Source organism: Serratia sp. GW822-FHT06E05 (assembly GCF_058799445.1).
Window position 1 is genome coordinate 1,432,295 of record NZ_JBXALM010000001.1, and the last position, 16,281, is coordinate 1,448,575.

At 57.6% G+C, this 16,281-nt stretch carries 16 protein-coding genes; 5 read left to right on the top strand and 11 right to left on the bottom strand.

Features of this window, described 5'->3' with window-relative positions:
- Positions 1-91: 91 nt before the first annotated feature.
- The 5 genes from phnE (AC1RKC_RS06730) to AC1RKC_RS06750 form a co-directional block, all read right to left on the bottom strand.
- A complete protein-coding gene (phnE, locus tag AC1RKC_RS06730; RefSeq protein WP_493091793.1) occupies positions 92-991 on the bottom strand; it encodes a phosphonate ABC transporter, permease protein PhnE in 900 nt (299 codons plus the stop codon).
- Positions 988-1,851, bottom strand: coding sequence for a phosphonate ABC transporter, permease protein PhnE (phnE, locus tag AC1RKC_RS06735; RefSeq protein WP_020825830.1), 864 nt, complete (start codon positions 1,849-1,851; stop codon positions 988-990). The genes phnE (AC1RKC_RS06730) and phnE (AC1RKC_RS06735) overlap by 4 nt, the downstream gene beginning before the upstream one ends.
- 58 nt (positions 1,852-1,909) lie before the next feature.
- On the bottom strand, positions 1,910-2,842 hold the full coding sequence (gene phnD, locus AC1RKC_RS06740; RefSeq protein WP_020825829.1) for a phosphonate ABC transporter substrate-binding protein: 933 nt from the start codon (positions 2,840-2,842) through the stop codon (positions 1,910-1,912).
- 51 nt (positions 2,843-2,893) lie between these two features.
- Positions 2,894-3,727: a phosphonate ABC transporter ATP-binding protein gene (phnC, locus tag AC1RKC_RS06745; RefSeq protein WP_020825828.1), complete on the bottom strand. Its 834-nt coding sequence runs from the start codon at positions 3,725-3,727 to the stop codon at positions 2,894-2,896.
- A gap of 120 nt (positions 3,728-3,847) precedes the next feature.
- Positions 3,848-4,873 (bottom strand): zinc-binding alcohol dehydrogenase family protein, encoded by a 1,026-nt coding sequence (locus tag AC1RKC_RS06750; RefSeq protein ID WP_493091790.1) that lies wholly within the window; start codon positions 4,871-4,873, stop codon positions 3,848-3,850.
- A gap of 141 nt (positions 4,874-5,014) precedes the next feature.
- On the opposite strand from AC1RKC_RS06750, the gene AC1RKC_RS06755 reads away from it, so the two are divergent.
- Both AC1RKC_RS06755 and AC1RKC_RS06760 read left to right on the top strand, forming a co-directional pair.
- Positions 5,015-5,920 carry a GntR family transcriptional regulator gene (locus tag AC1RKC_RS06755; protein ID WP_046374183.1) on the top strand — a complete coding sequence of 302 codons (906 nt, stop codon included), beginning with the start codon at positions 5,015-5,017 and terminating at the stop codon, positions 5,918-5,920.
- A 218-nt stretch (positions 5,921-6,138) separates the two neighbouring features.
- Entirely contained in the window at positions 6,139-7,497 is a 1,359-nt protein-coding gene (locus AC1RKC_RS06760; protein ID WP_041414323.1) for an MFS transporter, read from the top strand.
- A gap of 43 nt (positions 7,498-7,540) precedes the next feature.
- On the opposite strand, the gene trpS is transcribed toward AC1RKC_RS06760, so the two are convergent.
- Positions 7,541-8,548: a tryptophan--tRNA ligase gene (gene trpS / locus AC1RKC_RS06765; protein WP_046374185.1), complete on the bottom strand. Its 1,008-nt coding sequence runs from the start codon at positions 8,546-8,548 to the stop codon at positions 7,541-7,543.
- 157 nt (positions 8,549-8,705) lie between these two features.
- Positions 8,706-9,641 (bottom strand): LysR family transcriptional regulator, encoded by a 936-nt coding sequence (locus tag AC1RKC_RS06770; RefSeq protein ID WP_020825823.1) that lies wholly within the window; start codon positions 9,639-9,641, stop codon positions 8,706-8,708.
- A 129-nt stretch (positions 9,642-9,770) separates the two neighbouring features.
- Here AC1RKC_RS06770 and AC1RKC_RS06775 point away from each other — a divergent pair, with 129 nt between their 5' ends.
- The gene (locus AC1RKC_RS06775) at positions 9,771-10,517 is read left to right on the top strand and encodes an SDR family NAD(P)-dependent oxidoreductase (RefSeq protein WP_142815691.1); all 747 of its coding nucleotides are present in this window, start codon (positions 9,771-9,773) and stop codon (positions 10,515-10,517) included.
- A gap of 81 nt (positions 10,518-10,598) precedes the next feature.
- A complete protein-coding gene (locus AC1RKC_RS06780; protein WP_493091786.1) occupies positions 10,599-11,474 on the top strand; it encodes an NAD(P)-dependent oxidoreductase in 876 nt (291 codons plus the stop codon).
- Positions 11,475-11,516: 42 nt separating this feature from the next.
- Here AC1RKC_RS06780 and AC1RKC_RS06785 read toward each other — a convergent pair whose 3' ends face one another.
- The 4 genes from AC1RKC_RS06785 to AC1RKC_RS06800 all read right to left on the bottom strand — a co-directional run bounded on the left by AC1RKC_RS06785 (position 11,517) and on the right by AC1RKC_RS06800 (position 15,251).
- Positions 11,517-12,044: a cysteine hydrolase family protein gene (locus tag AC1RKC_RS06785; protein WP_493091784.1), complete on the bottom strand. Its 528-nt coding sequence runs from the start codon at positions 12,042-12,044 to the stop codon at positions 11,517-11,519.
- A gap of 27 nt (positions 12,045-12,071) precedes the next feature.
- Positions 12,072-13,175, bottom strand: coding sequence for a suppressor of fused domain protein (locus AC1RKC_RS06790; RefSeq protein WP_493091782.1), 1,104 nt, complete (start codon positions 13,173-13,175; stop codon positions 12,072-12,074).
- A gap of 164 nt (positions 13,176-13,339) precedes the next feature.
- A complete protein-coding gene (locus AC1RKC_RS06795; RefSeq protein WP_493091780.1) occupies positions 13,340-14,212 on the bottom strand; it encodes an oxygenase MpaB family protein in 873 nt (290 codons plus the stop codon).
- Positions 14,213-14,270: 58 nt separating this feature from the next.
- Positions 14,271-15,251 (bottom strand): quinone oxidoreductase family protein, encoded by a 981-nt coding sequence (locus AC1RKC_RS06800; protein WP_493091779.1) that lies wholly within the window; start codon positions 15,249-15,251, stop codon positions 14,271-14,273.
- A gap of 120 nt (positions 15,252-15,371) precedes the next feature.
- Between AC1RKC_RS06800 and AC1RKC_RS06805 the strand changes: the two genes are divergently transcribed.
- The gene (locus AC1RKC_RS06805) at positions 15,372-16,262 is read left to right on the top strand and encodes a LysR family transcriptional regulator (protein WP_020825816.1); all 891 of its coding nucleotides are present in this window, start codon (positions 15,372-15,374) and stop codon (positions 16,260-16,262) included.
- Positions 16,263-16,281: the final 19 nt, after the last annotated feature.

Sequence of the window (16,281 nt, forward strand, 5' to 3'; positions counted from 1 at the left end):
TGGCTATTTATACGCTGCGTTAATCTTGTAAGTGGATAACGCAGCATCAGAAGCCAAATATGTCCAACCGCCAGTGAAATAGTGTCGGGGCTTAATCGATTTGGCTTTTATGCTGATACAACGGAATGTCTTCGCCGATGATGTATTTATTACGCAGGATCGACGACACCTTATCCATAATCATCACCACCACGACCAGGATCAGCGTGATAAACATCACGACGTCCCAATTCCACAGCCGCATGTTTTCCGCATACACCAACCCTATGCCGCCGGCCCCCACAAAGCCCAGCACTGCCGCCGAGCGGGTGTTGGATTCAATCTGGTAAAGGCTTAACGCCAGAAAGGTCGGGAACGACTGGGTGAAGATACCGTAACGGTGCTTTTGCAGGCCGTTGGCCCCCACCGCCGTCAGACCACGACTCGGGGATTTATCGACCGCCTCATGCCCTTCCGCATACAGTTTTCCGAGCAGACCAACGTCCTGCATCACGATCGCCAGCACCCCGGCCAGCGGCCCCATACCAACCGCGCGGACAAAAATAAGCCCCCAGATCGCCATATCGATGCCACGAAAAATATCTAAAAACCGCCGCACCACCACCGATATGGGTCGCAACAGCGGCGTTGACATCACGTTGCGCGCTGCGAAGAACGATAGCGGCAAGGCGATCAGCGAAGCGGTAATGGTCCCGGCGAACACGATGCCGATGGTGATGAAAATCTGCTGGAAATAGTACATGAACGGCCAGTTGACGAAATCATGCCAGACGAACATGCGCATAAAATAGCGGCCAAGCTGATGGCATCCGTTAACGAACTGCGGCCAGGAGATGCCGAAAAACTGGAAGAAGAACAGGTAATACAGCGCGATCGCTACCGCGATCATGCCGACGGTGCGCAGGTAGCGACGCTGCTGCGAGAATATTTCCGGATGCTGCTGCTTGAGCGCCTGCATTCCTTCCGCCGTGAGCGTTGGTGCTGTGATCATTTTTTCCCCTCCACGACCCGTTTGCGCAGTTCGCCCGAGGCATAGTCCAGCAGCGAAACCACCAGAATTATCAGCAGCAGCGTCATGCTGACCTGGTCATAGCGATCGAGTTTGATATTGGTCATCAGCTCTTGGCCGATGCCGCCCGCCCCCACCAGCCCCAAAATGGTCGACTGACGGAAGTTGATTTCCAGGCGCATAAAGCTGTACGACAAGAAGACCGGTTTTACCTGCGGCCAAAGGCCAAACCGCATGCGCTGCAGCGGCGTCGCGCCACAGGCCGCCAGCCCACGTACCGGCTTGTTGGACGCGGTTTCGATCGATTCATAAAACAGTTTGGTCAGGCTGCCGATGGTGTGCAGCGCCAGGGCTAAAAAGCCCGGAATGGCGCCGATGCCAAACGCCATCACGAACATGACCGCCCAGGCCAGCTCCGGCATGGTGCGCAAAAACGCCACCAGCGTCCGGATTGCCAGCCGCAACGACGCCGGGCTGTGGGTATTATTGGCCGCCAGGAATGCCAGCGCCCCCGCCACCAGTACCGAAAGAATGGTGGCCGCCAGCGCCAGCTGCAGCGTTTCCCAAATCAGCGGCAGTTGGATATTCAACCGATAGCCCCAGTAGGCCAAAGAGCCTTCGGTGCGGCCATCGGCGAACAGCAGATTCCAATGCAGGGTGGGGATGGTTTCCGCCAGATAATCAAAGAAGTGAGGAATGGAGACCCACACGGTGTGCAGGTTGAACTCGGCGATGCTGCCGGCGCCCAGGTAGAGCGCCACCAGACCGAGCGACCAAAACAGCGTCTCGCGCTTTTGCTTGCTGCGGATCTGTTGGTAGTAGTGCGCAAAATCTGTATTCAAAATAGGTTTCCGACGTGAGGAATTCAGCGGGGCTCGACCAGGCCGAGCCCCGTCAGCATTAACGGTCGCCTTTGGTCAGCTCACGTTTCATGTCGATGATGTTCTGGTATTCCGCCAGAGTGGTGTCACCGATGTGCTGTTTACCGCCCATGGCCTTGATGAAGCACTGGTGATCGTCCTTATCCAGCTTCTTGATGGCCGTCACGACCTTGGCTTTGAAATCAGCCGGCAGCGAGTTGCTCACCAGGATTGGGCCATTCGGGATCAGCGGCGACTGCCAGATAATGCGCAGCTGTTTCATCAGATCGGGATGGTCCATACGGATCATGCGGTTGAACGCGCCGCTGGTATAACCGGTGTTGTAGTCGCCGATCATCGACGCCCAGGTCACCGCGCCTTCGAACTGGCCGTTCAGCACGCCAAGGATGTCCTGCTCATGGCCGCCGGAGAAGGTGACGCTAGAGAAGGCGTTGTTATATTTATTGTCTACCGTGCCGCCGAACAGTTTCTTGAACTCCTGGTTCGGGATCAGGAAACCGGAAGTGGAATCCGGATCGGCGAAGCCGATGGCCTTGCCCTTCAGATCTTCCAGCTTTTTATACGGGCTACCGGCTTTAACCACTACCACGGAGTGGTAACCGCGAGATTGGTCAACGTCATCTATCGCGATGCCGACGATATCAACCGCTTTCGGATCCTTGATATAGACCGAGGCAAACGACGACGGTGACATGCTCAGCACCAGATCGATTTTGCCGCCCAGCAGGCCCTGGATCACGCCAGAATAGTCAGAGGAGTTACGCAGCTTGGTGTCCACGTTCAGTTCCTTGTCCAGGAACTGCTTCACGCACTGGTTGTCGCCGATTTGCTGGGTGGCGTTCTGTCCGCCAAGAATGCCCAGATTCAGTTCTTTAGGTGCATCCGCTGCGGCAGCATTAAATACCATCATCGCGCCGGCCATCACTGTGGTCAGACTCAATACTTTTTTCATTACAATGCCTTGTGTGTGTAAAGGTAAAAGTGAAGATAAAGGTTCTGGTGGTTAATGGATCTGATTGGCTTCCTCGCCGTACAGCTGGTGCAGTATCCGTTCGTTCAATTGCGAAGGGTGGCCGTCAAACACGATCTTGCCCTGTGCAATGCCGATCACCCGGGTGCAATACTCTTTTACCAACTCGACCGAGTGCAGGTTCACCATCACTGCGATGTCGTTTTCGCTGACTTTTTGCAGCGCATCCATAATGCGACGGGTATTTTTCGGATCGAGCGACGCCACCGGCTCATCGGCCAGCAGGATTTTGGGGTTTTGCATCAGCGCGCGGCAGATCGCCACTCGCTGCATCTGACCGCCTGACAGGTTTTCGGCGCGCTGCAGGGCATGCGGCAGCATATTGAGCCATTGCAACAGCTCGATAGCACGGGCGCGGTCGGTATCGTCAAACAGTTTGAAGAAGGATTTCAGGGTCGAGGTGTGGCTCAGTCGCCCCAACAGCACGTTGGTCATCACGTCCAGCCGTGGCACCAGGCAGAAGTCCTGGAAGATCATGCCGCAGCGGGCACGCCATTGCCGCATCTGACGAGGGGAAAGCTGCGCGATATCCTGAGCTACGCCGTCATCCTCAAAGTGCAGCATCTCGCCACAGCTCGAAGGAATGGTGCCGTTCAGGGTATGCAGCAAGGTGGATTTGCCGGCGCCGGAACGCCCGATCACCGCCACGAATTCACCGACGTGCAGATCGAAGTTGATGTCATCCAGCACGCGATGCTGAGATTTATACGCTTTTCCCAAACCTTTAACCGATAACACTTTTTGTAGTTGAACCGGTTGCTGCCCTGGAAAATCGGTTGGTGCCAGTTTTAACAGTGCCTGAGCCATATGATTTCTCTGGTTTCAGTGACTAATCATTATGGGCACCTATTAACGGATAAGTTTATGACAACGGGATGATGCTTTTGTGGCCGGGAAATGACGCGTGCCATCATTTCCCGCTGGGGCTTATTGAAAGTGAATAACACCCTTAATTAACTGCTTGTTGTTGATCACCTGCGCTTCGTAATGCTCCGCCAGGGTATCGAAATCAAAATGGTGTGAAAGCATCATCTGCGCGGTGATTTTCGCTGCCGCCATCAGCCGCCCCACCTTGGCAAAGTCTTCGCTGGTCGCGTTGCGGCTGCCCATCAGGGTAGTTTCCTTTTTATGGAACTCCGGATCGGAGAACTGCAGATCGCCCTTAAACAAGCCGACAAACACGATGCTGCCGCCGTGACGAATCAGATCGACGGCGTGGTTCATCGCCTGCGGGTTGCCGGTGGCGTCAATCACCTTGGCGGCCAATTTGCCGTCGAACTGGCCGCGCAGCGCCGCATCAAAGCGTTCATCCTGCGGATCAAGCGTAGGTAACTGCAACACCTGCTCGACGTGCCGCCGACGCTCGGCGCTGGTATCCGCCACCACCACCTGCGCGCCATCGGCTTTGGCGATCGCCGCGGCGCCCAGCCCGATAGGCCCGGCACCCACCACCAGCAGCTGATCGTCCGCCGCAATTCCGGCACGACGCACCGCATGAGCGCTGATGGCAAAGGGCTCAATCAGCGCTGCCGCTTCAGCAGCCACATCGTCCACCGCCAGCAGGTTGCCGATCGGCACGCTGAGGTATTCGCAAAAACCGCCATCCTGATGAACACCCATCACCGAAATATTCTCGCAGCAGTTGGTTTTGCCACTTTGGCAAGCGCCACAGCGGTGGCAAGAAATATACGGCATTACCGCCACCCGCTGGCCCACCTGCCAGTCAGTGGTGTTATTGCCGACGCTGACAATTTCACCGCATATTTCATGGCCCAATACGCGTGGATAACTGAAGAAAGGCTGATGACCGGACCAGGCATGAATATCCGTGCCGCAAATGCCGACGGTGATTATTTTGATCACCACTTCCTGCGCGGCAGGAAAAGGCACCGGACGCCGTTGATAAACTAATTTTGTCGGCTGCTCACACACTAAGGTTTTCATTGTTGTCATCGTTTTTCCTCCACTAATGATGAGGAGGTTATTAAATAAAAACCGGAGCGCCGCCGATATGTTCAGACAAATCTGTGAGGTATCGCTAAATAAACCGATTTAAATTGGTTTTAAATGCATAAAAAACACCTGAGGCACAGCATGAGCAGAACCCAAAACCTGCGGCAAAACGTAGTAAACCAGATGATCGACAGCATCAATAACGGCCACCTGCGCTCGCCGCTGCCGTCTCAGGCCGCCCTGGCCGAAATGTACAACATCAGCCGCACCACCGTGCGCCATACGCTGGCGCACTTGTCCCAGTGTGGCGTGCTGGAAAAAGTCGGCGATGACTACGTTATTTTACGCCGGGCACTGCCGCAAGATGGCTTCGACTGCCAGAGCCTTTCTCTTGATGAACAGGGGAAAAAGTTTGAAAAGGCGTTCTACCAAATGATCAACCAAAAGCAGCTGCGCGCCGGCGATACCTTCAGCGAACTGCAGCTGTCGCGTGCGGTCAACGTGAGCCCGGTGGTGGTGCGGGAGTTTCTGCTGCACTTCAGCCGTTACAACCTGATCGACAGCGTCCGGCGCGGTCAGTGGAGCATGAAGAAATTTGATCAACGCTACGCCGAACAGCTGTTTGAATTGCGCCAGATGCTGGAAACGCACGCCCTTTCCCACTTTATCAATCTGCCGATGCACGACGAGCGCTGGCTGCAGGCCAAAGAGCTGCTGAGCCGTCACCGCCAACTGCGGGAAAACATCAGCGACAACTATCGCCTGTTTTCCCAATTGGATCGCGATTTCCACGGGCTGATCCTCTCCGCTGCCAACAACCCGTTCTTCAACCAGTCGCTGGAGATCATTTCCGTGATTTTTCATTTCCACTACCAGTGGGATGAAACCGATCTTAAACAGCGCAATATCGTCGCCATTGAAGAACACATGACCATTCTCAGCGCGTTGATCTGCCGTAACGATCAGGAAGCCATCAACGGCCTGCACCGCCATCTGGACACCGCCAAGCAGTCCATGATCCGCTCGATCAATCAGAGCATCGCCTGATTCGGGGTGGCGCTCTTTATTGATAAAAAACACCCCCACAGCATTTAAAACCGATAAAAAGCAGCAAAATATTGGCTGCTGCACGGAACCGCGACAAAACACACCGCCAACCCCATTTCGCCCACTAGGCTTACTGCCGACCACCTGCTAATGCACTTCCCAGGGGAATACCCGGAATAATAAATATTATTAATGCGAAATTCTGGAGGCAAAGAAAGATGGAAAGAACCCATACCGTCGATAGCGGCAAACCACAAACGGATCCCTATTCCGATAACATAATTCCTATGCCGCCGGAGGGCATGTTAGTCCGCTCGGCAAAAATTAAAAAAATCCAAACTACGGCCATGTTGTTGCTATTTCTGGCGGCAATAATCAATTTTCTCGATCGCAGCTCGCTCTCAGTGGCGAACTCCACCATTCGGGAAGAAATGGGGCTGAGCGGTACCGAAATCGGCTTGCTGCTGTCGGCTTTTTCATTGGCCTACGGCATCGCCCAACTGCCCTGCGGGCCGCTGTTGGATCGAAAAGGCCCACGTCTGATGCTGGGGATCGGGATGTTTGTCTGGTCGCTGTTTCAAACGCTGTCCGGCATGATCCATAACTTCACCCAGTTTATCTGGGTACGTATCGGGCTGGGGATCGGCGAAGCGCCAATGAATCCGTGCGGCGTAAAGGTGATCAATGACTGGTTCAACATTAAAGATCGCGGCATGCCCATGGGCATTTTCAATGCCGCTTCGACCATCGGGCTGGCGATCAGCCCGCCAATCCTCACGGCCATGATGCTGGCCTTCGGCTGGCGCGGTATGTTCATCACCATCGGCGTGTTGGGGATCGCCCTGTCGATCGGCTGGTACATGCTGTACCGCAACCGGCAGGACGTCAGCCTGAGTGCTCAGGAACAGGCCTATCTGAACGCCGGTAGCGTCAGCGCGCGGCCTGAACCGATGAACTTTCGCGAGTGGCGTGGGCTATTCAGGAACCGTACCATGTGGGGCATGATGATCGGCTTTAGCGGCATCAACTACACCGCCTGGCTGTATCTGGCCTGGCTGCCGGGTTACCTGCAAACCACTTACCATCTGGACCTGAAAAGCACCGGGCTAATGAGTGCCATCCCCTTCCTGTTCGGCGCCGCCGGTATGTTGTCGAACGGTTTCGTCACCGACTTTTTGGTTCGGCGCGGAATGGCACCGCTGAAAAGCCGCAAAATTTGCATTGTGGCCGGCATGCTGCTGTCCGCTTCCTTTACCGCCGTGGTTGCCCAGGCTACCACCACCTACAGCGCGGTGTTGTTGATCGGCATGGCGCTGTTTTGTATCCACTTTGCCGGCACCTCCTGCTGGGGCCTGATCCACGTGGCGGTAACCTCGCGCATGACGGCCTCCGTCGGCAGCATTCAAAACTTCGCCAGCTTTATCTTCGCCTCGTTCGCGCCGGTGGTCACCGGCTGGATCCTCGATACCACCCACTCTTTCAACCTGGCGCTCATCCTCTGTTCCTGCTTCACCCTGATAGGTGCGCTGTCGTATATCTTCGTGGTTAAACACCCGATCGTTGACAGCGCCGCCTAAGGATTTCACTCCGCCGCCCTCTCCCACCGTTGAGGGCGTGCGTTCAACACAGGCTAAAGAAATCCAGCCCCAACGCGCCTTTCACCTGTGCCAGCGTCTGCTTGCTGATCTTATCGGCACGCTGGGTGCCCTGCTGCAGAATACGCAACAGCTCGCCCTTGTCGGCCAGATACTCGGCCCGACGGGTACGAATTGGCTCCAGCAGGCTTTGCAGGCAATCTTCCAACAGGCGTTTGATTTTCATGTCCCCCAGCCCGCCACGACGATAATGCGCCTTCAGATCGGCAACCAGATCGGCATCCTCACAGAAAGCATCCAGATAGGTGAACACCATATTGCCCTCCACGCGGCCGGGATCCTTAACGTTCAGGTGACCAGGATCGGTAAACATACTCATCACCGCCTTGTGCACCTGCTCGGCATCGGCGCCCAGAGTAATGGTGTTGCCGCGCGATTTCGACATCTTGCCCTGCCCATCCAGCCCCGGCAGGCGGCCGACGTTGCTCAGCAACGGCTGGCATTCCGTCAGTACCGGTCTGCCAACGATGCGATTAAAACGCCGCACGATCTCGTTGGTCTGCTCCAGCATTGGTAGCTGATCGTCACCAACCGGCACGTGGGTCGCGCCAAATGCGGTGATGTCCGCCGCCTGGCTGACCGGGTAAACCAGAAAACCGGCCGGCAGGCTGCGGGAAAAGTCTTTTTCGATAATTTCGCTTTTCACTGTGGGGTTGCGCTCCAGCCGTGCCACGCTGACCAGATTGAGATAATACATGGTCAGCTCAGCCAGCGCCGGCAGCGCGGATTGCAGGCAAATCGTGGTTTTCTGCGGATCGATGCCGACCGCCAGGTAGTCGGCGACCAGATTCAGCACGTTGGCGCTGATTTTTTGCGGATTGTTGCCGTTATCGGTCAGCCCCTGCAGGTCCGCGACCAGCACCGTTTGCTGATGCTGTTGTTGCAGCTCAACGCGCTGGCGCAAGGATCCGACGTAGTGGCCTAAATGCAGGGATCCGGTGGCGCGATCGCCGGTCAAAATGGTGTAGCTCATTGCATTGCTCCTGAAAGTAAATACACCACCGGATCAACGCAATAAAAATGCCGCCAGAACCGGCGGCATTGAAAAGAGGTGTGAATACCCGTGCCGCCTTCAGAGGAGGCGCCACCAAGACTGGCTGTGAGTGGAGTGCATCGGCATATTCATGCTTTTAAGGTATCCCCCCACTGCGCCGGTTGTCAATAACCGCACGCTGCCAGGCCGCCGCCTGTTCGCCGGCGATACGACAAAATGCCTCGATCAGCGGTGAAGGGGTGCGTAACGCCAGCGCCAGCGTATAGGGCACCGGGCTACCCGCGCCACTCAGTTCGCGGAACACCACGCCGGGTGATTTCAGTACCGCAAACAGAGCCGGCATCAGTGCAATCCCCACCCCACCGGCCACCAGCCCGCCGATGGTTTGCATCTGCCGAGCTTCCTGCACGATACGCGGGCTGAACCCCGCCACCGCACAGGCCTGCAAAATCGCCGCGTGCATCCCCGGCCCATAATGTGCCGGAAACAGCACCCAGGGCTGATCGGCCAAATCGCTCAGCGTCACGTGCCGTTGCGTCGCCAAAGGGTGGTGATCCGGCAGCGCCAGCACCATGCGATCCTGTAAAAAAGGCAGAATCTGCAGCTCATCCTGCGGCGCTATCGGCAGGACCACCATGCCGATATCGGCGCGATCGTCGCGCAGCGCGATCAGCTGTTCGGCGGTGGTGGCCTCCTGCAAATGGAACTCCGCCTGCGGGTGCGCCTGACGAAACTGGCGCAGGATCCCCGGCAGCAGGGCATTGACCGTGCTATCGACAAAGGTCAACCGTAGCGATTCCGTCAGGCCACGCGCCGCACGTCGGGTATTGCCAAGGGTGCGCTCAAACTGCGCCAGGGTCCGCCGCGCCTCGATCAGAAACACCTGCCCAGCCTCGGTGATGCGCGTGATCCGGTTGCCGCGTTCCAGCAAGGGGACACCCAGCTCCTGCTCAATCTTTCTGATGGCGGCCGTCAACGGCGGCTGCGCCATGTGCAAACGCTCGGCAGCGCGGTGAAAGCTCATCTCTTCGGCGACGGCGACAAATTGCCTCAGTTGGCGTAGCTCAATCACGTGATACCTTTTTCGTATTTTGGAAGCATAAATAGAGTATTGGATGTATCGATAGCGAAAGCCAATACTTTCCGAACCCTCAAGTGCTGCGCCATTCCGGCGTGGACCACGGGCACAGGAGAATCAGCTATGACGCAACGTACAGCGGTGATTACCGGCGGATCCAGCGGTATTGGACTGGCCATCGCCCAGCAACTGGCACAACAGGATTACCGCATCGCCATCGTGGCGCGTAACCCTCAACGCCTGCAACAGGCGGCGCAGAAAATTGGCCACGGCACCCGCCATTATGCGGCGGACTTGAGCCAACGTGGCGCGGTGGAAGAAGTGGCCGCCCAGTTGGCAGCCGATCTCGGCACTTTGGATGTGCTGATCAACAACGCCGGTTTTACCCGGGTGATTGCCGCCGATACGCCCCTGGCGCAGGCCGAGCAGGAATGGGACGCGGTGATCGACGGAAACCTGAAAAGTACCTTTTTGTTTACGTTGGCGATGTTGCCACACCTGCGTAAACCGGGCGGTCGCATCATCAACCTGAGTTCGATCGCCGCCCAATGCGGCAGCGGCAGCGCCGGTGCTCTGGGCTACTCTGCCGCCAAGGCCGGCGTGCAAGGTTTTACCCTCAGCCTGGCACGCGAACTGGGCGAAGCAGGCATCACGGTTAACGCCATTGCGCCGGGCTTTATCGCCGACACTCGCTTTTTCGGTACCGGTTTGCCGCAGGATCGCATTGACGCCATCGCGGCCGAAACGCCGATGGGGCGCACCGGCCGGGTAGAGGATATCGCCAGCGCCGCGCTGTGGCTGGCTTCGAAAGAGGCCTCTTTCATCACCGGAACCGTTACCTCGATTAACGGGGGGGCGCGGGTCGGTTAAGAAAGCGTTACATTCCGCCATTTGCGTTCTCCGAGCGTCGCGTTAGGGTGAAGGAAGATAACCTGAGAAAAGGAACGCGATATGAAGATCGGATTTGCCGGCCTGGGCGGTATGGGCAGCGCGATGGCCGCCAACCTGTTGCAGGCTGGCTATGGGGTAAAGGTATGGAACCGTTCGCCCCAGGCAGCGCAGCCTTTGGTGAGCGCCGGGGCCGTGCAGGCTCGGCAGCCGGAAGAACTGGCGGAGGTGGACGTACTGATCACCATGCTGGCCAACGATGCCGCCACCGAGCAGGTAGTGGTGGAAAGCGGGCTGCTGCAACAGCTGCGGGCGGGAGCGATTCACATCAATATGGCGACGGTCTCGGTGGCGTTGGCCAAACGGCTGGCGTTGCTGCACGTGGAGCGCAACGTCGGTTATATCGCCGCACCGGTGTTGGGGCGGGTGGACGTAGCCGCAGCCGGCAAGCTGAATATTCTGGCGGCGGGCGATCCGCTGTTGCTCGCCAAAGTGCAGCCGCTGTTTGAGGTGCTCGGCCAGCAGACCTGGCATTTTGGCGATCAGCCCGAGCAGGCCAACATCGTTAAAATCGCCGCCAATTTCACGTTGGCCAGCGCCATTGAGGCGATGGCGGAAGGCAGTGCTCTGGTGCGCAACTACGGCGTTTCCGGCGCGGATTATCTGCACATGCTCACCAGTACCCTGTTTGCCTCTCCGGCTTACAAGGGTTATGGAGGGTTGATCGCCGAAGAAAAGTTTGAACCTGCGGGTTTTAAATTAAGCCTGGGGATGAAAGACGTCGGCCTGGCGCTAGAGGCCGGTGCCAACAGCCACACGCCAATGCCGTTCGCCAGCGTGCTAAAGGACAACTTCCTCGACGCGGTGGCGCAAGGCGACGCAGATTTGGATTGGTCGGCGTTGGCCAAAGTGGCGGCACGCAGAGCCGGATTGAAGTAATCCTGATAGGCCCGGATCGCTCCGGGCTTTTTTATCTGGCCGTCAGAAACGAATTTCTGCCGTTGGCAGTGCGTCGATCAGGACACCAAAGCTTTCGATATTCGACAGTGTGGCGTTGTGATGGGCGCGGATCTGCAGGCCGGAGGCATGCGCTTTGTCATGGCTGGTATGCGCATCGGCCGCCAGCGTCACCGGGTAACCCAGCGCGGCGGCGCGGCGGGTAGTGGTATCCACGCAAAATTCGGTGGAATAGCCGCAAACCACCAGATGCGAGATACCGTTCGCAATCAACAGCGGCCCCAATCCGGTACGCAGGAATGAGTCCGGCGTGGTTTTCTCCACCCGATGATCGCCGGCCTTTATCTGCAAACCGGGATCAAGTTGCCAGGCGTCGCTGCCGTGCGCCAACTCATCATGCTGCGTTTGATGCTGAATGAAAATCACCGGCACGCCGGCCTGACGGGCAGCGGCACTCAGGGTGTTAATGCGATCGATCGTCGCTTCGGCATCCGCCGGCGGCGGTGTAAACAACCCTTTCTGCACATCAATAACCAACAGCGCTGACCTCATGATTGGCTCCAGAGAATAAATTCCGTCTCAGCATACCGGCTGACGCGGGCGGAAGATATGGTCAACGCCCTGCTCACGCAGTTTGTTAACCAAGTCATGACCCCCATTCGGCGTCGCATGCGCCAGCAGACGCTCGGCTTCAAATACCGGGCTGGCCCAGAAAATATTGACCGGATCGCCATACTGTTTCGGCAAGCTCAGATGCTCGTGATACGGATAAAACGAGGAAGACAGCACGTAGCCCTCATAACCCTGAGGCGCCACTTCGGACTCCAGGGTATGCCCTTCACCAAACCAGGTGATTTTTGACCAGGGCACGTGGGCGAAACCGGCCAACGCGCTGGCCATCTGTATCGCATTTTCCTCGGTCATGTATTGACCGTCGATGGCGATACCCATTTCCATGCGGCGATAGCGGGAGGCGTCGTCGTTAAACAGGATCTCTACCCACGGCATCGGCCGGATGCTGACACCCAGGGTAAGGAAATAGTAGATGCCGTCGCGTTCATGCTGAGTGATCGCCATCGGCGGCCACTTGCCCTGATCGATGGCGTAGTATTTCACCGAGGGGCCAAAATGCTGCTCGTAATGCGCCTGATAATCGCTCTGCATCTTGGGCCAGGGATTCCCTTCCTCCCGCTGCCAACTGCGCCAGAACTGACGAGTACTTTCCGCCAGTGCATACTGGGTATTGGTGGAAGCGGAACCGAGCGGATAAGCCAGCGGGCTCTCTTTAATGCAGCTGGCGGAATAACATACCGAATGGTCGATATACAGGCTCCAGCCGGGGATCACCGCCAGCAATTGGCCGTAATACCACAGTGCCGCGCCGTCGTCGCTCTCGGTCCAAACCACCGTCAGCCCTTCCGGGTTCAGCGGCGCTTCCCCTTCCAGATTGCGGCAAAACTCGGCCGCCAGCATCGGTGGCTGCCCCAGCGCCAGTGCCGCGCTGTCTTCCTGCTGCGGCGCAGCGGCCAGGTTACGCAGCCAGCAAGCGCGCACCTGAAAACGCTCGCTATTTTCTTCTGTAGGGTAAATATAAAAATAAGCAGCCCGGTGATCTTGCTGAACCACCGCGACCAGCGTCTGGTTCTCATTACTGACTTCAGCAAGTACGTGTGACTCGTTCATATAACCTCAAATAGGCTCAAGGCGCAGAATAATGCTGCACGCTAAATAAAATGGAAATTGGCTTTTATCCAGTGTAAAGCGCATTACCGCTCGGATCACCCGTAAAAGTCTCAAAAGTGCCCCGAAACATCGGGTTATTGGTAAGAATTATAGTCTGCGCCGATTCAGGCCTGTCGGTTAATTCGACGCAGCGCACGCTGATATGAACCATTACGCATTGAGGCGCGCAGCACTTTACCGACGCCCCCTGCACCGGTGCGCACCAGGCGGCGGCGTAAGTTTCCGGGATGAAAATCAAACTGTTGTTGCGCCCAGTCAGGCAGCAGGTCGATACCCGCGTGCATCACCAAAGCGCCAAAAGGCCGGGCCAATGCGCTGGGCGCCGGCGCGGCCAGCAGAATACGCGCGACTTCCCGCGTGCGCTCATCGCACACCAATTGCGGACGCATCCGTTGCAGATACTCCTCTACCGCCGTGCAGGAGGTTGGGATTTCTTCCGCCCCCAAGGCTGCGGCTACGCGTGCAGCCTCACGGTAATATTGGTCCTGCTTTTCACGGGGAAGAGACGGGTTGCGGTAGCGTAAATGGCTGGCCAAAAAACGGCTGCTTTCCACCACGTGCACCCAGGTAAGCAACTCAGGATCGCTGGCGGCGTAAGGCCTGCCGTCGCTGCTGACGCCGTTGACCCGCAGGTGTATAGCTTTGACTTTGGCAATCAGGCGTTCGGCTTCGGCGGTGGGGCCAAAAGTGGTGACGGAGACAAACTGGCTGGTACGGCGCAGGCGGCCGAGCATATCTTCACGAAAGTTGGAATGATCCCACACTCCCGCCAACGCCAGCGGGTGCAGCATCTGCATCAGCAAGGCGCTGACGCCCCCGCACAGCATCGAGGTAAAATCGTTGTGCACCTGCCAGATAACCGACTGCGGGCCGAACAGGCCCGGATCCCCCGGCGGATTTTCAAAATCAATGCCGCCGAGCGCCAGCCCGGTCAGGCTGATGACCTGTTTTTCTATCGCTGCGCGTATCACTTCCATCCTGACTGGCCCCGTTTAGCTTCTGGCGGCCAGTGTAACATGAAGCGAAATACGGCTTTTAACTCCGCGGGTCGCTATCGTTGAGCAGCACAATTTTACCGGCAAAGCTGCGATCTTCCAGGCGACGGTGCGCCGCCGCCCCCTCTTTGAGCGGGAAGGTTTCGATGTGCGGGATAGCAAACTCGCCATTCTGCCAACTGCTGAACAGACGCTCGGCCCGCGCACGTCGCGCCTCTGCGCTATTGAGGTAAGTCCAGAGATCGCCCCCCACTACGCCTTTGGAATCCATCATCAGCTGATAGGCAGAGATCGCCGGTGCCTCGCCCCCGGCCATGCCGAAGGTGACCACCCGACCGCCGGGGCGCAGCGCGTCGATGCTTTGTTGCAGGGTGATGCCCACAGAGTCAAAACCGTACTCAACGCCGCCGTCGGTCAGAGCGGCAATCTGCGTGACCCAATCCTGCTGATAAGTGAAGGCCGCCACCGCGCCGTTGTTTAACGCAATCTGTTGTTTATGCGCCGAAGAGACAACGGCGTAAACCTGCGCGCCACGCGCCACCAGCATCCGGGTAAGGATCTGTCCGACACCGCCGGCGGCGGCATGCACCAGGGCGCGATCGCCCGCCTTGACCTGAACACTGTCATTGATCAGGTACTGCGCCGTCAGCCCCTGCAGCAAAATAGAGGCGGCTTCAACGTCGCTCAATGCCTGCGGCAGACGCAGCGCGTGCTCCACCGGCACATTGATGCGAGTGGCATGACAAAAAGGTACGTCAGCAAAACCGATCCGCTCTCCGAGTTGCCACCCCTGAACGCCCTCACCCAAGGCAATGATGGTCCCGACCCCTTCGTAACCGCCAATATGAGGGGGATTGCCGTGCAGCACGTAGTTGCCCTTACGGCGATAGATATCGGCAAAATTCAGCCCGGCGGCCCCCATGCGTACCTGTACCGCACCCGCAGGTACCGCCGGCGTCGGCAGCTCAAGGTATTCGAGCACGTCCGGCCCACCAAATTGTTCAAACGCTAATGCCTGCATGTCGCCACTCCGGAAAATTTCCGCCAATAACACACTGACGGTCGATAGATTGATTATCGCAAAGCGCTATACTCGGCAACAGTGGCCTAAAAAGCATTCAGAAAACACCAGGGGTTTATAATGGATCGATTAACCAGCATGGCGGTGTTTGTGCGGGTGGTGGAAAAAGGCAGCTTCGTCGCCGCCGCCGAAGAGATGGCTATTTCACCGACCATGGTTGGCAAACACATTCGCGCTCTGGAACAACGGTTGAATGCGCCGCTGCTTAATCGTACTACTCGCCGCCAGGGGCTGACCGAGGCCGGTCGGGTGTTTTACGAACGCTGCCGCCGACTGTTGGCCGATGCCGACGCGGCCGAAGCCAGTGCGCGGGCGCTGTTAAGCTCCCCCAGCGGGCTGTTGCGCATCAGCGCGCCGGTCACCTTCGGCAACCGCGTTCTGACACCGATACTGACCGAGTTCCTGCAACGGCACCCGGAGGTGGAAGCGGAAGTGGTGCTGTCGGATCGCAAGGTGGATTTGATCGAAGAAGGCTACGAGGCCGCGTTTCGCATCGGGCCGGTGGCGGACGACGGCCTGGTGGCGCGCGCCCTGCCCGATTACCGCATGACGCTGGCTGCCTCGCCGGATTATCTGGCACAGCACGGTGAACCCACACGGCCGGAGCAGCTCAGCGCACACTGCTGCTTTGGTTTCAGCCAGTGGGATGGCAACCACTTTTGGCGGCTGTTGGGGCCGCCGGGAGAGATCAGCGTACCGGTCAGGCCTCGATTGAGAATGGACTCCGGTGAAGGGGTACGCCGGGCGGCATTGGCGGATTTTGGCATCGCGCTGCATGCCACTCTGCTGCTGGATGAAGATATCGCCGCCGGCAGATTGGTCCGGGTACTGCCGGAGTATTCACCACTGCCGCGCCCGATGCACCTGGTCTATCTGCCCGAAAGGCGGCAATCCGCCAAGCTGGAAGCCTTTATCGCCCTGACCGTAGCCAGACTGTGGGGCCGGGTTTAAAATAAATGAGTCCAAATAC

Excerpts from the sequence above, each read along its gene's own strand:
- phnE (WP_493091793.1), bottom strand. The coding sequence starts at position 991 with ATGATCACAGCACCAACGCTCACGGCGGAAGGAATGCAGGCGCTCAAG.
- phnD (WP_020825829.1), bottom strand. The coding sequence starts at position 2,842 with ATGAAAAAAGTATTGAGTCTGACCACAGTGATGGCCGGCGCGATGATG.
- phnC (WP_020825828.1), bottom strand. The coding sequence starts at position 3,727 with ATGGCTCAGGCACTGTTAAAACTGGCACCAACCGATTTTCCAGGGCAG.
- AC1RKC_RS06750 (WP_493091790.1), bottom strand. The coding sequence starts at position 4,873 with ATGACAACAATGAAAACCTTAGTGTGTGAGCAGCCGACAAAATTAGTT.
- AC1RKC_RS06755 (WP_046374183.1), top strand. The coding sequence starts at position 5,015 with ATGAGCAGAACCCAAAACCTGCGGCAAAACGTAGTAAACCAGATGATC.
- AC1RKC_RS06760 (WP_041414323.1), top strand. The coding sequence starts at position 6,139 with ATGGAAAGAACCCATACCGTCGATAGCGGCAAACCACAAACGGATCCC.
- trpS (WP_046374185.1), bottom strand. The coding sequence starts at position 8,548 with ATGAGCTACACCATTTTGACCGGCGATCGCGCCACCGGATCCCTGCAT.
- AC1RKC_RS06775 (WP_142815691.1), top strand. The coding sequence starts at position 9,771 with ATGACGCAACGTACAGCGGTGATTACCGGCGGATCCAGCGGTATTGGA.
- AC1RKC_RS06780 (WP_493091786.1), top strand. The coding sequence starts at position 10,599 with ATGAAGATCGGATTTGCCGGCCTGGGCGGTATGGGCAGCGCGATGGCC.
- AC1RKC_RS06785 (WP_493091784.1), bottom strand. The coding sequence starts at position 12,044 with ATGAGGTCAGCGCTGTTGGTTATTGATGTGCAGAAAGGGTTGTTTACA.
- AC1RKC_RS06790 (WP_493091782.1), bottom strand. The coding sequence starts at position 13,175 with ATGAACGAGTCACACGTACTTGCTGAAGTCAGTAATGAGAACCAGACG.
- AC1RKC_RS06795 (WP_493091780.1), bottom strand. The coding sequence starts at position 14,212 with ATGGAAGTGATACGCGCAGCGATAGAAAAACAGGTCATCAGCCTGACC.
- AC1RKC_RS06800 (WP_493091779.1), bottom strand. The coding sequence starts at position 15,251 with ATGCAGGCATTAGCGTTTGAACAATTTGGTGGGCCGGACGTGCTCGAA.
- AC1RKC_RS06805 (WP_020825816.1), top strand. The coding sequence starts at position 15,372 with ATGGATCGATTAACCAGCATGGCGGTGTTTGTGCGGGTGGTGGAAAAA.